The sequence below is a fragment of the Enterobacter sp. WI-ESBL-E8 genome (assembly GCF_053364895.1).
The window spans coordinates 3,235,323-3,249,301 of the sequence record NZ_JBRWXJ010000001.1 but is presented as its reverse complement, the minus strand read 5'-3'; the positions used below and the strand labels follow the sequence as shown (position 1 = coordinate 3,249,301).

13 protein-coding genes and 1 riboswitch are annotated in these 13,979 nt (G+C 54.4%); of the genes, 5 read left to right on the top strand and 8 right to left on the bottom strand.

The genetic code is table 11. The features are described 5' to 3' along the window. Nucleotides 1–21: 21 nt before the first annotated feature. Nucleotides 22–549 carry a hypothetical protein gene (locus tag ACWHWP_RS15440; protein WP_186437541.1) on the bottom strand — a complete coding sequence of 176 codons (528 nt, stop codon included), beginning with the start codon at nucleotides 547–549 and terminating at the stop codon, nucleotides 22–24. Nucleotides 550–904: 355 nt separating this feature from the next. Beyond that, a complete protein-coding gene (locus ACWHWP_RS15435; protein WP_447855954.1) occupies nucleotides 905–2,023 on the bottom strand; it encodes a YadA-like family protein in 1,119 nt (372 codons plus the stop codon). Between the two features lie 817 nt (nucleotides 2,024–2,840). Then, a riboswitch (TPP riboswitch) is annotated at nucleotides 2,841–2,937 on the top strand. 35 nt (nucleotides 2,938–2,972) lie between these two features. Between ACWHWP_RS15435 and thiM the strand changes: the two genes are divergently transcribed. Genes thiM through ACWHWP_RS15420 form a run of 3 tightly spaced genes read left to right on the top strand, consistent with a single transcriptional unit; the run spans nucleotide 2,973 to nucleotide 5,329 of the window. Then, nucleotides 2,973–3,743, top strand: coding sequence for a hydroxyethylthiazole kinase (thiM, locus tag ACWHWP_RS15430; RefSeq protein ID WP_447855953.1), 771 nt, complete (start codon nucleotides 2,973–2,975; stop codon nucleotides 3,741–3,743). Next, nucleotides 3,740–4,540 carry a bifunctional hydroxymethylpyrimidine kinase/phosphomethylpyrimidine kinase gene (gene thiD, locus ACWHWP_RS15425; protein ID WP_063431391.1) on the top strand — a complete coding sequence of 267 codons (801 nt, stop codon included), beginning with the start codon at nucleotides 3,740–3,742 and terminating at the stop codon, nucleotides 4,538–4,540. Before thiM ends, thiD begins: the two co-directional genes overlap by 4 nt. Nucleotides 4,541–4,582: 42 nt before the next feature. Next, nucleotides 4,583–5,329 carry a GntR family transcriptional regulator gene (locus ACWHWP_RS15420; RefSeq protein WP_047346520.1) on the top strand — a complete coding sequence of 249 codons (747 nt, stop codon included), beginning with the start codon at nucleotides 4,583–4,585 and terminating at the stop codon, nucleotides 5,327–5,329. Here the strand turns inward: ACWHWP_RS15420 and ACWHWP_RS15415 are convergent. Genes ACWHWP_RS15415 through ACWHWP_RS15405 form a run of 3 tightly spaced genes read right to left on the bottom strand, consistent with a single transcriptional unit; the run spans nucleotide 5,303 to nucleotide 8,531 of the window. Next, nucleotides 5,303–6,256, bottom strand: coding sequence for a PfkB family carbohydrate kinase (locus ACWHWP_RS15415; RefSeq protein ID WP_059311460.1), 954 nt, complete (start codon nucleotides 6,254–6,256; stop codon nucleotides 5,303–5,305). The two genes, ACWHWP_RS15420 and ACWHWP_RS15415, sit on opposite strands and share 27 nt — an antisense overlap. Further along, the gene (locus tag ACWHWP_RS15410) at nucleotides 6,253–7,257 is read right to left on the bottom strand and encodes an ADP-ribosylglycohydrolase family protein (protein ID WP_059311130.1); all 1,005 of its coding nucleotides are present in this window, start codon (nucleotides 7,255–7,257) and stop codon (nucleotides 6,253–6,255) included. Before ACWHWP_RS15410 ends, ACWHWP_RS15415 begins: the two co-directional genes overlap by 4 nt. Further along, nucleotides 7,254–8,531 (bottom strand): nucleoside permease, encoded by a 1,278-nt coding sequence (locus tag ACWHWP_RS15405; RefSeq protein WP_047346517.1) that lies wholly within the window; start codon nucleotides 8,529–8,531, stop codon nucleotides 7,254–7,256. Before ACWHWP_RS15405 ends, ACWHWP_RS15410 begins: the two co-directional genes overlap by 4 nt. Before the next feature lie 250 nt (nucleotides 8,532–8,781). Here ACWHWP_RS15405 and fbaB point away from each other — a divergent pair, with 250 nt between their 5' ends. Then, nucleotides 8,782–9,834, top strand: coding sequence for a class I fructose-bisphosphate aldolase (gene fbaB, locus ACWHWP_RS15400; protein WP_023312424.1), 1,053 nt, complete (start codon nucleotides 8,782–8,784; stop codon nucleotides 9,832–9,834). 479 nt (nucleotides 9,835–10,313) lie between these two features. Here fbaB and yegS read toward each other — a convergent pair whose 3' ends face one another. Then, the gene (yegS, locus tag ACWHWP_RS15395) at nucleotides 10,314–11,213 is read right to left on the bottom strand and encodes a lipid kinase YegS (protein WP_447855952.1); all 900 of its coding nucleotides are present in this window, start codon (nucleotides 11,211–11,213) and stop codon (nucleotides 10,314–10,316) included. 141 nt (nucleotides 11,214–11,354) lie between these two features. On the opposite strand from yegS, the gene ACWHWP_RS15390 reads away from it, so the two are divergent. Further along, on the top strand, nucleotides 11,355–11,855 hold the full coding sequence (locus tag ACWHWP_RS15390; protein ID WP_447855951.1) for a DUF523 domain-containing protein: 501 nt from the start codon (nucleotides 11,355–11,357) through the stop codon (nucleotides 11,853–11,855). Nucleotides 11,856–12,016: 161 nt separating this feature from the next. Here ACWHWP_RS15390 and trhP read toward each other — a convergent pair whose 3' ends face one another. Continuing rightward, nucleotides 12,017–13,378, bottom strand: coding sequence for a prephenate-dependent tRNA uridine(34) hydroxylase TrhP (trhP, locus tag ACWHWP_RS15385; protein WP_024908121.1), 1,362 nt, complete (start codon nucleotides 13,376–13,378; stop codon nucleotides 12,017–12,019). A gap of 154 nt (nucleotides 13,379–13,532) precedes the next feature. Next, nucleotides 13,533–13,865: a YegP family protein gene (locus tag ACWHWP_RS15380; protein ID WP_047346508.1), complete on the bottom strand. Its 333-nt coding sequence runs from the start codon at nucleotides 13,863–13,865 to the stop codon at nucleotides 13,533–13,535. Nucleotides 13,866–13,979 lie beyond the last annotated feature (114 nt).

The window sequence follows — 13,979 nt, the reverse complement described above, 5'->3', positions numbered from 1 at the left end:
ATTAATGTGAGGCCCTGGGAATTATTTTGAAAGTTGTGCATTCAATACTTTCTCATTTTCAACTACAAGCGTTAATGTGTAGTCTGATTTCCTCCATACTCCGTTATTAGGCTTCCAGCTTTTAGAAAGAAGATATTCAGCAGCATCAGAGATAGGCATATTCATGACATGATCTGCTTCACTGGAAAACTGCTTAAAGCTATTGCTTGTCTTCGCTGGCTTAACATCACATTGTCCGTTTGCATCCATAACCTGGGTGCAGCCTTTAGCAAGGTGTTTATGTGCTGATTGTGCATGTTGTAGAGCATCTTTCTTAGCCCAAATACCAGTCCCAGCAGTAGCGTCACGTGCATTAACCCATGCTGCATTTTGAGCAGCTTCATTATAAGATTGTTGGCGGTTTTGCTCTACCAGGTAGCATGTATCTTTACTAATACCCTTGCTTTCACACTCATTCATTCTTTGTTGTGCCATTTGAGCAGGAGTAGAACATCCGGTAAGAAGAGAAAAGGCACTGACTATCATTGCTAACATCATTAATTTTTTCATTGACCTAATACCTCAAATTTAATGAAATCTGCTATAGCTATTACAACTAAAGAGAGCAGGTAAACTAAAAACTTTTTCATGTCTTTTAAATTCCACAATGGAAGTAAGATTGATACATAATCCCCATCCATGCACCAACAATTAAAAGAATAATATACAGAATAACAGAAATAAAAATGTACTTTGTCATGTTCGCTATCATTGGTACTATCATATATAGTTAGTTAACTAAACAATCATGGCCGAGTTTTTTGCTTAACGTCGGTTAACTGGCAATTTATTTTAATGCGGGATTTTCCGTATTAAAACGCTTAATCAGAGCCCCCAGTAAAGTGACTGGAATTAAGAGCTTTACTTAGAATCCGAAACCTACGCCAGCCCCAAGCGCGAAATCGTTATTAGTGCTTGATGATACACCCGCTTTCACCGTAGCCGCTCCAGCATGAAAAGAGGCGCCAACACTTACGGCTTGCTCGTCTTTAAAACTACCAGCGCCAGCAGAGAACATAACTTTTTGGCCTGCTTCAACTTGTGGCATAGAGGCAATCGCAATTGCGCTTGCAGCACCAGAGCGGGCTTCTTTCTTGTTACCGTCCACTTCATCACGTAATGATTTGAATTGTGCGTTAGTGTTAGCTTGTTGCTGGCTAAACACTTTTTTAGCGTCTTGCAGATCTTGAGCAACGCTAGCAGTCTGGGTCGAAGTGGATGCGATGGCAGCAGCATTAGCTGCTACTTTAATTTGTGTCGCCATGTCCACTTTGTTAATGGTGGTGGTTACACCGTCTTTACCATTGTTACCATCTTTACCGTTAATCCCGTCTCTACCGTTCTTACCATCAAGACCATCTTTACCTGTAGCACCCGTTGCACCGGTGTCACCCTTAGCGCCATCTTTACCATCCACGCCGTTAGTAGGCTTGGGCGCATTTTCTAAAGAGGTAATACGTTGGTCATGATTAGCTAATACAGAACCTTGCAACTTGCTTTGATTTTGCAAGTCGATAATATCAGTGCCATTCTTAACAACACCTTGTAAAGCCGTGTTTGCTTTATTTCCGGTTTCATTGATTAATATATCTTGCTTACTGTCGGTGATACTTTGACCTGCTTTGTTGTCGTCAACTTTCTGATTCAGAGTCGTAATAAATAGTGTATTGGCATCAACCCCAGCTTGAGCTGCATCAGCTTTATTCACAGCCGTGTTAGCTGTATCTTGTGCGTTATTAATGGCAATATTTGCTTTAGCAATATCGCCTTGCAGGTTGTAGATTTGCCCGTCTTGCTGAACGTTGCTAGCCTTGATGTTATCAAGGTTATATGCGGTGTTGTCAGTCCCCTGAATCTGAATGAAAGTACCCGGGTTGTTAACGTTATCGTTAAGGTTTACGTTTACATCAGCAGCATTAGCCATACTAGCAAACACATTACCCATTACAAAAACAGCAATAACTGATTTATTTAAAGACTTCATTTATAAACTCTCATCATCAATGTAAGCAAAAAAATTAAAGTAAATGCGCTATCCTGGTGCAAGGGTATAACTTATTGTTATATCTCGATAATCTCGATATTTTGGTTTAATAACTTATTTCGTAACGTGTAGTAACTATCTATGAATGTGTAGTTTTAATTGTTGATCTAAATCAAGGGTGGCACCTGTGGCTCATCTGGCTAGTTGGGAAGGAAATGATATTTTCTCAATAAATACAGGTGTATAGCTTTTTATGAGAATGAGGTGTGAAAAAAACATAAAACACCATTATATAAAGTATTCTTAAGTGTTTTGGCGGGAAATGATGCTAAATCTCTAAAACAGTTAATGTAAATTTATGGATTTTTCTATATTCTTTTTTATCGAATTCTTCTTATGTTTTGAATGAAGGTCATATTGAGCCTGGCAGTCTTTCGGTTGTTGCTTGTAAAAAATATTTATATTGAAAATTTAGTAAAAATGTATCTCGCTTGAATTGCTATGGCTGAGTAATAAAGATGTTACAGGCAATGATAATTAAATTCGTAAATATAAATGTAAACATTAACTTAAGATGATAAAGAGGAACCGGGAAAGGTATATAGGCTAACGGTGAAATCTTATAAGTGAATCATCCGCTCTGTGCACGCTAAGCAGCGTACAAGTGGGTGAGCAACTTCCTGTGAGTCTTTACGTGATTAAGATATCCTCAAGGTGATCACTGCTGTGATAAATCGAAAAATCTTGCACCCTACCAGCGGCCCCGGTTACACTAAACGCTCACATATAGTTAATGTGTAAACGATTGTTTTAAAAGTATTTTGACTCGGGGTGCCCTTCTTTGTGAAGGCTGAGAAATACCCGTATTACCTGATCTGGATAATGCCAGCGTAGGGAAGTCAGATGCCTTCCCGGTCATCGCTTCTTCACGCAAGGCAGGAGCGAACCCATGCAGCCTGACCTGCTCGATTTACACGTTTTACACCACTTCCGAACCCGTTCTCCGCTTACCCATTGTATGACCAACGATGTCGTGCAGACTTTTACGGCCAACGTTTTGCTGGCGCTTGGCGCATCCCCCGCGATGGTGATTGAGGCCGAAGAGGCCGAACAGTTTGCCGGGATGGCCGATGCGCTGCTGATTAACGTTGGCACGCTGACGTCGCCGCGCGCCCAGTCGATGCGCCGTGCGATTGAGGGCGCGGTGGCGGCAGGAAAACCCTGGACGCTGGACCCGGTTGCAGTGGGCGCCCTGGCGTTCCGCACCCGTTTTTGCCATCAAATTCTCGCCCTGAAACCGGCGGCCATTCGCGGCAATACCTCCGAAATTCTGGCCCTTGCCGGCATGAGCGCGGGCGGGCGCGGTGTCGATACCACCGACACCGCCGCCAGCGCGGTGCCTGCTGCCGAGGCGCTGGCCCGCCAGATTAATGCCATTGTGGTTGTCACCGGAGAGGTGGATTATATCACGGACGGACAGCGAACCCGCACGGTCACGGGCGGTGACCCGCTGATGACGCGCGTGGTGGGTACCGGGTGTGCGCTCTCTGCCGTTGTGGCGGCGAGCTGCTCGCTGCCGGGCGATCGGCTGGATAACGTTACCGCCGCCTGCGGATGGATGAAGCGGGCCGGAACGGTCGCCGTTGCGCAGTCTGGTGGCCCGGGCAGTTTTGCCAGTGCGTTCCTGGATGCGCTCTACACGCTGGAGGAGCAGGCATGAAGCGAATTAACGCACTGACCATCGCCGGCACCGATCCCAGCGGCGGCGCAGGCATTCAGGCCGACCTGAAAACGTTCTCCGCGCTTGGCGCGTACGGCTGCTCGGTCATTACCGCGCTGGTGGCGCAAAACACGCGCGGCGTGCAGTCGGTCTACCGTATCGAGCCTGATTTTGTCGCCGCGCAGCTGGATTCGGTGTTCAGCGACGTGCGCATCGATACCACCAAAATCGGCATGCTGGCCGAGACGGATATTGTTGAAGCGGTGGCGGAACGGCTTCAACGCTATCAGGTGCAAAACGTGGTGCTGGATACCGTCATGCTGGCAAAAAGCGGTGACCCGCTGCTCTCCGCTTCCGCCGTTGAGACGCTGCGCAAAAAGCTGCTGCCGCAGGTGGCGCTCATTACGCCAAATCTGCCCGAAGCCGCCGCGCTGTTAGGTGCGCCGCACGCGCAAACTGAACGCGAGATGAAAGAGCAGGGAAATGCGCTGCTGGCAATGGGCTGCGGGGCAGTGCTGATGAAGGGCGGACATCTGGATGACGCTGAAAGCCCGGACTGGCTCTTCACCCGCGATGGCGAGCTGCGCTTCACCGCGCCGCGCGTGCAGACCAAAAATACCCACGGCACCGGGTGCACGCTCTCAGCCGCGCTGGCGGCGCTGCGCCCACGGCATGAAAGCTGGGCCGATACGGTGCAGGAAGCGAAAGCCTGGCTCTCGGCGGCGCTGGCAAAAGCGGATAGTCTGGAGGTCGGTCACGGTATTGGGCCGGTTCACCATTTTCATGCATGGTGGTAGGCCTTATACTGGCAGGACACACCACGCCTGAGAAAAACAGAGATGGAACAAGCGCATACCCGGTTAATCGCTCAACTGAATGAACGGATCGCCGCGCCCGATAACACGCCGCTGTACCTGAAGTTTGCCGAAACGGTAAAAAACGCGGTGCGCAGCGGGGTGCTGGAGCACGGGAATATTTTGCCCGGCGAGCGCGATCTGAGTCAGTTAACCGGCGTGTCGCGCATCACCGTGCGTAAAGCGATGCAGGCGCTTGAGGAAGAGGGCGTGGTGACCCGCGCCCGCGGCTATGGCACGCAAATTAACAACATCTTTGAATACTCGCTCAAAGAGGCGCGCGGCTTTTCCCAGCAGGTGGTGCTGCGCGGCCAGAAGCCAAATACCCTGTGGGTCAACAAGCGGGTGGTGAAGTGTCCGGAAGAGGTGGCGAATCACCTTTCAATTCCCCCGGAGAGCGAGGTGTTCCTGCTCAAGCGTATTCGCTACGTTGACGAGGACGCGGTCTCTATTGAGGAGTCCTGGGTGCCGGTCGGGTTAATTCCCGATCCGGATGCGATCGGTATCTCGCTCTACGATTACTTCCGCAGCCAGAATATCTTCCCGCAGCGCACCCGCTCGCGCGTCAGCGCCCGCATGCCGGATAGCGAGTTTCAGGCGCACATCAGGATGGATGAAAAAATACCGGTGCTGGTGATCAAGCAGGTCGCGCTCGATCAGCAACACCGGCCGATTGAGTACAGCATCAGCTACTGCCGCAGCGATCTATACGTCTTTGTGTGCGAGGAGTAATGCCTCGCGAGTGGGGGCGCAATCGCCGCCGCGGTGGCTGACCACCCAGGCGGCGACCGCGTTGCCGAGCTGCACCGCTTCCGCCAGCGACCATCCTGCCGCCAGCCCGGCAAGCGTGCCGCCCGCATGGCTATCGCCTGCGCCAATGGTGTCCACGACCGTAGCCGGGAATGCCGGAATAACGCCCGAGGCGTCGCCGTCATACCAGGCGGCACCGTCTTTATCATGCCGCACAATCAGTGCGGCGCCGAAGCGCTGCTGCCACTGTGTTCCTAGCGTTTCGACCTCCACGCCGAGCCGTTCAGCGGCAAGTTGCGCCTCCTGGCGGTTGAGCGACACGATCGGCCTGCAGGCCATGATCCGCGCCATCAGCGCGTCGGGGATATCCGCGATGCGAGGGCCGAAATCGATAAACGCCGTCACGTCCCGCAACCCTTCCAGCCAGCCCGTCAGCAGCTCGCCGCACGGCGAGGCCAGCTGGTAGCCGGACAAATAGACCAGGCTGTTTTGCGGAACGTGAAGCGCATCAAGCCAGCGCTGCTGCCACTGGTTCTCCACGCCGCTAAACGACATAAAGGTGCGCTCGCCGTCTGGCTCCACCAGCGCCAGGCACCAGCCGTTGTCGCCGGTTTCGGCCTCCACCGCGCTGTGCAGATCCTGCTTTGCCATCGCGTTACGGATAATATCCGCCCACACGCCGTGGCCGACGGGCAGGGCGTTTTGCGCGGCGATCCCGAGCCGCTTCAGGGCGATGGCAATGTTCAGCGCGCAGCCGCCAATATTCACCCCCTGCTGTTTTAACTCGATATCACACCCGCGCCAGGGCAGGGCGTAGGCGTCGGCGATGACGTCAATCACCGCCGCGCCCAGCACCGTCACCGGGCGCGCGGCGTTCAGGGCATCGAGACGTTGGGCAAATGAATTCATACGCCCTCCTTTTGCTCCCGGTAGTGCAGGAGTTTCTCGCAGTAATGGCCGAAATCGAGCTTGTTAACCGCGTCGAGCTCGGCTTTGAGGGCCGGATCAATGGCCTGCACGCCGTGGAGCGCCCCGCAGATGGCCGTCGCCATTGCGCCAATGGTGTCGGTGTCGCCGCCGAGATTGGCGCATAACACCGCGCAGCGGTTCGGATCGGTTCCCGCCAGTTCGACCATCGCGATGGCCGCCGGAACGGACTCAACGGTACTGGTTCCCGCGCCAATAAGCTGATAAATCTGCTCGCTGGCGGAGTCGATGCCGTTGGCTTCCCGCACGGTCTTCAGCGCCAGCTCAATCCGTGCCGCCAGCGACGCGCTGAAGGTGGTGGTTTTCGCTTCCTGCGCGTAGCGGGCGATACCCGGCAGGGCATCGACGATGTTCTGCCAGCTTTCCCCGTCGATAGCGCGTGACACCGCCCAGGCAATCACCACCGCGCCGGCAATCGCGAGGTCCGATTTATGGGTCGGGCTGGAGGCCAGCGCCACCTGCGCCACAAAGTGTTCCAGCCGCGTCGCCGGGAGCAGGCAGCCCAGCGGGGAGGCACGCATCGCCGCCCCGTTGGTCACACCGTTGTTTTCCAGCTCGCTGACCGGCTTTCCGTCACGAATCGCGTTAAGCGCGATTTTTGACGTCGGGCCGAGCACGTTCTTGTTAAAGGCGTCGAAATCGAGCGCCCAGCGCAGAATATGTTTGCCTATAACATCCGCGTTAATTTCCCCCTCGCACTCAATAATCGCATCCGCCAGGCACAGCGCCATTGAGGTATCGTCGGTGAACTCTGCCTGCCTGAAATAGCAGGCCGCGTTATTCTCAGCCGGGCCGGGTAAGAAGCGGTCTATCCAGCCGAAGTGCGCTTTGACGCGCTTTCTCGGCCACAGCTCCGACGGCATGCCCATCGCATCCCCTAACGCCTGCCCGTAAAGGGCACCGAGAACACGTTCTTGTTTCATTTAACTTCCCCTTGTGTCAGCGCAGCATCGCCATCAACCACCTCAATTGCAGTGATCTCTTTGTCCGATTCGCGGAAAAACAGCATAAACAGCACGGCAATCACGGCAATCATGATCCCGCCGAATGCCCACATTCCGGCCCAGTTGAAGGTCAACCCATTCACCGGCTCTTTGTATGCGAACATTTTTTCCATCATTACGCCGCCGAGGCGGTAACCCAGCAGGCTACCAAACCCCTGACAGCACAGCGTAATCAGGCCTTGCGCGGCGGTGCGCATATGCACCGGCGCTTTTTTGTCCACGTAGATATACGCGGTTACGTAGTAGAAGTCGTAGCTCACCCCGTGTAGCAGAATGCCGAGGAACAGCAGGGCATAGGTAAAGTACTGCTCTGCACCGCCGTAAACGAAGAAACCGTAGCGGATAGCGGCGGTGATCAGGCCCAGCAGTAAGACCTTCTTAATACCAAAGCGTTTGGTGAAGAACGGCAGCGCCAGCATAAAGAAGATTTCGGAGAACTGGCCGAGCGTCATCCAGCCGGTGGCATTTTTCATCCCCACTTCGGTGAGATAGCCGTTGGCGAAGATGTAATAGAAGGCCAGCGGCATGGCGAACAGGAACGAGCAGAAGAAGAACACCAGGAAGTTTTTGTCGCGCAGCAGGATCAGCGCATCCAGGCCCAGCATCACTTTGATATCCAGCTTGCCGGTGCTTTTCGGCGGGGTGTTCGGCAGGAACAGGGCAAATACGCCGAGCAGGGCGGAGCTGGCGGCGGTCATCAGCAGCGGAATATTGGTATCAGAAATATCGCTATAGCCCAGCATCTGCGGCAGGAAGCCGCACGCCAGCCCGGAGGCGATCCAGCCGATCGTGCCCATCACGCGGATGCGCGGGAAATCGGCCTCGACGTCGTCCACGTTGGCGAAGGCAATACTGTTGGTCAGCGCGATGGTGGGCATATAGGTCAGGGAGTAAACCAGCAGCAGCGGGAAGAAGGTGCTGAACTGGGTTTGCTGTGCGGCGAAGTACATCAGAATCGCGCCGGCAAACATCAGCACCGCCAGCACTTTCTGCGCGGCAAAGAAGCGGTCCGTCAGCGAGCCGACAAGAATAGGGGAGAGGATTGCGGCAATCGCGGTACAGGCGTAGGACCAGCCGATTTCCCCGGCGGTAAACCCGCTTTTGCTCAGCCACAGCCACAGCGGCACGAACCAGGCTCCCCAGATAAACCATTCAACAAACATCATGAATGACAGTTGGACTTTCGTTTTCATTTTTTAATCCTGCATGTCAGAGAGGGTACGCCTTTAACATACCACTGAATAATACCTTTTAAATACCTTTGTGGCGATTGTTTGATCAATGTAACAGTTTTGTTGTACACGAATCGAGCCAGCAGATTGTGCTGAAAAAAAATGCAAATGGTGGAAAATCTGTTAAGTCGGTACCAGGCTTAGTCTGCCCATAAATAATGGGACTGGATAAACACACACCGACACGACGTCGGACTTACGGGAGTATCACATGACTGATATTGCGCAGTTGCTTGGCAAAGACGCCGACAGCCTTTTACAGCATCGTTGTATGACCATTCCAGCCGACCAGCTGTATCTGCCTGGTCACGACTACGTTGACCGCGTGATGATCGATAACAACCGTCCGCCTGCGGTTCTGCGAAACATGCAGACCCTCTACAACACCGGGCGGCTCGGCGGCACGGGGTATCTCTCTATTCTGCCGGTAGACCAGGGCGTTGAGCACTCGGCGGGCGCGTCTTTCGCGGCGAATCCACTTTATTTCGATCCGAAGAACATCGTTGAGCTGGCGATTGAAGCGGGCTGTAACTGCGTGGCGTCCACCTACGGCGTGCTGGCCTCCGTCTCGCGTCGCTATGCCCACCGCATTCCGTTCCTCGTGAAGCTGAACCACAATGAAACCCTCAGCTACCCCACCGAATATGACCAGACGCTCTACGCCAGCGTCGAGCAGGCTTTCAATATGGGGGCGGTGGCCGTCGGGGCGACGATTTACTTCGGCTCTGAACAGTCTCGCCGTCAGATTGAAGAGATCTCTGCGGCGTTTGAGCGCGCGCACGAGCTGGGCATGGTGACCGTGCTGTGGGCGTACCTGCGTAACAATGCGTTCAAAAAAGACGGCGTGGATTACCACGTGTCCGCGGACCTGACCGGGCAGGCAAACCACCTGGCGGCCACCATCGGCGCGGATATCGTGAAGCAGAAAATGGCCGAGAATAACGGCGGGTACAAAGCGGTGAACTTCGGTTACACCGATGACCGCGTTTACAGCAAGCTGACCAGCGATAACCCGATCGACCTCGTGCGCTACCAGCTGGCGAACTGCTATATGGGCCGCGCCGGGCTGATTAACTCCGGCGGGGCGGCGGGCGGGGATACTGACCTGTCAGACGCGGTTCGTACGGCGGTTATCAACAAACGCGCTGGCGGCATGGGGCTGATCCTTGGCCGTAAGGCGTTTAAGAAATCGATGGCCGACGGCGTGAAGTTGATTAATGCGGTTCAGGACGTCTATCTGGATAGTAAAGTGACGATTGCCTGACGCCTCCATTTGGGCTGAGGATTTCCCACAAAATAATGCCTGCACGGACGACGCCCTCTCCCTTGAGGGAGAGGGCTGGGGTGAGGGGGAACATACGGCTCTGGTGGTCATTCCGTTCACTTCATGTTCCTTGCTACTCTGTAACGACATGACCGGTGAACGTGCCAGGGTGGCTCAGTCGCCACCACCCTGGCGACCCGGGCTCCCGGCGGTAAATCGCCGCTTCGCGGTACCCTCGGCTTATTCCTTCAGGCTATCGGGTCGGGCATGAGCCTGCATCCCTGCAGGCCACGCCCTCTCGGCGCATCCCTGCGCCTCGCCCCGGCCTTACGGAAACGCCTCGGCGATTTACAGCCGGACCAGGGCATCGCTGTACACCATTCATTTTCCTGAAGCAACATTCACCGCTTCCGGTTAAAAAATTACCGGGGATCCCTCAGCCTGGTGGGAGAGGGCACCATTGCGCACTTTGCTGAATATCAGCGCAGAAGCGCACAGTCCGGCGGCAGCCGGCACTGCAGCGCGCCGGGCAAGACCTCAATGCGGAACTGCGTCCCGCTCAGCGGTTCTCCGTCGAGGTTAAACGTCATCCCGTGCGGAGCATTCACTTCAAACCATGCCGATTTTCCGGCGATGATATTCGGGCTCTCTTCCGGCTGCGTCAGCGTGGTAAACAGCGCGGGCAGCAGGCCGTCGCCCGTGAAAATACGCAGCTGTAGCTGACCGTCATTGATCAGCGCTTCCGGGCATAGCTGCTGTCCGCCGCCTGCCTGACGGCCATTGCCAATGCCAATCACCAGCGCGTCACCCTGCCACTGAAAATCCTCGCCGCGAATTTCGCAGCGGTCAGGCTTGAGGGTGTCCATGCGCATCAGGCCGTGGATCAGATATGACACGCCGCCCAGCGCCGCCTTCAGTTTTTCGGGTGTCTCACTGGTGATGCGCGTGCCGAACCCGCCGGTTGCCATATTGATAAAGCAGGTTTTGTCATTCACCTGAGCAATATCCACGGCGGTGGCTTTGCCGAGGATCGCCAGCTGGAGCGCTTTTTCTAACTCCTCCGGGATCCCGGCGCTGGTGGCAAAATCATTGGCGGTGCCGAGCGGTAAAATACCCATTACCGGGCGGTTTGTCGTGGGCAGGTCGATAAGCGCAGAGGCGATCTCATTGATCGTGCCATCGCCGCCGCCGGAAATAATGGTTTTGACGCCCAGCCGGATGCCTTCATCGATGTACCGTGCCGCGTCGCCTTTTTCAAACGTCACCCGCACGTGAATGCGCGCACCGTCTTCACGTAGTTCGGTAATTGCCTGACGCAACACATCGTTGCCGGCACTTTTGCCATTGAGAATCAATAAACTGTCTGGATAGGTTGCCATCCTCGCTGCTCCCTTTTTTAGCGTTAGTAAGAGTGTATAGCAGAGAAGAAAAAAGCGGGTAAGAACAGGATGAAAGGAACAGACCAGGCACGAAAGCACGTTACAATTCAGCGATGAGATTTATGTAATCACAGAAAAGCGATGATAAATAAAATTCTGGTAAGCGCATGCCTGATGGGCTTCAAAGTCCGCTATAACGGTAGTGAAAAATCCCGAATGAACGAGCAACTCGCTCGCTGGGAACAGGAACAACGTCTGGTAATTCACTGCCCTGAACTTGCTGCCGGGCTGTCTGTACCGCGTCCCCCGGCAGAGATTATCTCTGCTGACGGTAAAGACGTCATGCACGGGCAAGCAAGAATAATTGAAAATACAGGGCAGGATGTGACCGAGCAATACCGGCTTGCAGCGTGGCTCGCGCTGCAAGCCGCACAGGAATCTGGCTGCAGCGCCGCGTTGTTAACGGACGGCAGCCCAACGTGTGGCAGCGTGGTGATTTATGACGGTTCTTTTCGCGGTATACGCAAGACGGGAATGGGGGTTGCGGCATCGCTGCTCGCAGAGCATGGGATAGCGGTGTTTTCAGAGAAGCAAATCGACGCGCTTATTGCCTGGATTGCGGAAAGAGAAGGCAAAAAATAAGCCCGCGTAAGGGAGATTACGCAGGCTAAGGAGGTGGTTCCTGGTACAGCTAGCATTTATGGGTTATGTTTTTCAGCGGGGGGATAATACCCGTATTGAACGAAGCGGTATGTGATCCGATTCTAAGAATTATCCCAGAGTGAAAAAATTTCCCTGATTGACTATTTGCCGTGTGGATTACGCGTGCTTTCACCGTTGAAATTACGCATCAGCAGCGCGAACTTCAGTTCCACCTCTTCCGGAACCGGCAGCCAGACGGTATGGCCGTCACCCGGTGCTACTTCAATCATTTCGCCTTTGCCGTTTTCCAGATGCTCCAGCGTAAAGTTCATGTTGCCCTGCGGGGTCATAAGCTCCAGGCTGTCGCCTTTGGTGAACTTGTTTTTCACCGCCACAGCCGCCAGCGCGCCCTTGCGCTCGCCGGTGAAGTCACCGACAAACTGCTGGCGTTCCGAGACGGAGTAGCCGTGCTCGTAGTTCTGGTAATCGTCATGGGTATGACGACGCAGGAAGCCTTCGGTGTAGCCGCGGTGCGCCAGGCCTTCCAGGGTTTCCAGCAGGCTGGTATCGAACGGTTTACCGGCGGCGGCATCGTCGATGGCTTTGCGGTACACCTGCGCGGTGCGCGCGCAGTAGTAATAGGATTTGGTGCGGCCTTCGATTTTCAGGGAGTGCACGCCCATCTGGGTCAGACGCTCGACGTGGGCGATGGCGCGCAGATCTTTTGAGTTCATGATGTAAGTACCGTGCTCGTCTTCAAAGGCGGTCATGTACTCGCCCGGACGTTTGGCTTCTTCAATCATAAACACGCTGTCGGTTGGCGCGCCGATGCCCAGCGTAGGCTCAACGTTGGTCACCGGGATCGGCTCATGCTTGTGGACGATGTTGCCGATGTCATCCTCTTTGCCTTCCTGGACGTTATATTCCCAGCGGCAGGCGTTGGTGCAGGTGCCCTGGTTCGGGTCGCGCTTGTTGATATAGCCGGAGAGCAGGCAGCGGCCAGAGTAGGCCATGCACAGCGCGCCGTGAACGAAGATTTCGATTTCCATATCCGGCACCTGGGTGCGGATCTCTTCAATCTCTTCCAGGGAAAGCTCGCGGGACAGAATGACGCGGGTCAGTCCCATCTGCTTCCAGAATTTGACCGTCGCCCAGTTGACGGCGTTAGCCTGTACGGAGAGGTGAATATCCATCTCCGGGAAGTTCTCCCGAACCAGCATGATTAAACCCGGATCCGACATGATCAGCGCGTCCGGCCCCATATCCACCACCGGCTTCAGGTCACGGATGAACGTCTTCAGCTTGGCGTTGTGCGGCGCGATGTTGACCACCACGTAGAATTTTTTGCCCAGAGCATGCGCTTCGTTGATACCGAGCTGCAGGTTCTCGTGGTTGAATTCATTGTTACGCACGCGCAGCGAGTAGCGAGGCTGGCCCGCGTAGACGGCGTCGGCACCATAGGCGAAAGCGTAACGCATATTTTGCAGCGTTCCCGCCGGGGAAAGGAGTTCCGGTTTAAACATGTTTGTTCTCGTTCTGATGACAGGTCAGATCCGCGTGCACCTGGTGCAGCGGTAAGGGGAGATCCCCCACTTTAAGGGCGGGTATTGTAGCGCTGCGGGGCTGGGAGGTAAAGCGCCGGGTCGCGTCACCGCTCTCCCGGCGCGCGTCGTGCTGTCAGGTGTTGTCTTTTACCGTCTGGGCAGAACCGTTGGTTTTGACCGAGGCGATGCCCTTATCACGCGACTGTTCCGTCGCATAAAGCTGGCTGCTGCCAATGACCTGATGATTGCCCGCCTTGAGATTGAAATGGAACTTACCGTTAGAGGCCGTTTTCTTCTCATAGCGCTCGTCCAGGGGGCTGTTCGTGCGTACGGAAGCAATGCCGTTTTCGGCGGCACTTTTGCTGGTGTAAAGCTCGCTGGTCAGAACGATCTCTCCGTTTCCAGCCTTCAGCACAAACCTGAACTGACCATCACTGCTTTTACTTAATTCGAACCAACCAGACATAGGAACTCCTTGATCGAAAGTAAAATTATCAGCACCAGTTATAAGTAAGCGAACCGGTAAAAAGAGTATGGTTGATTCCTGGATGGATTCCAGAGAAGAAAAACCCGCCAGGGG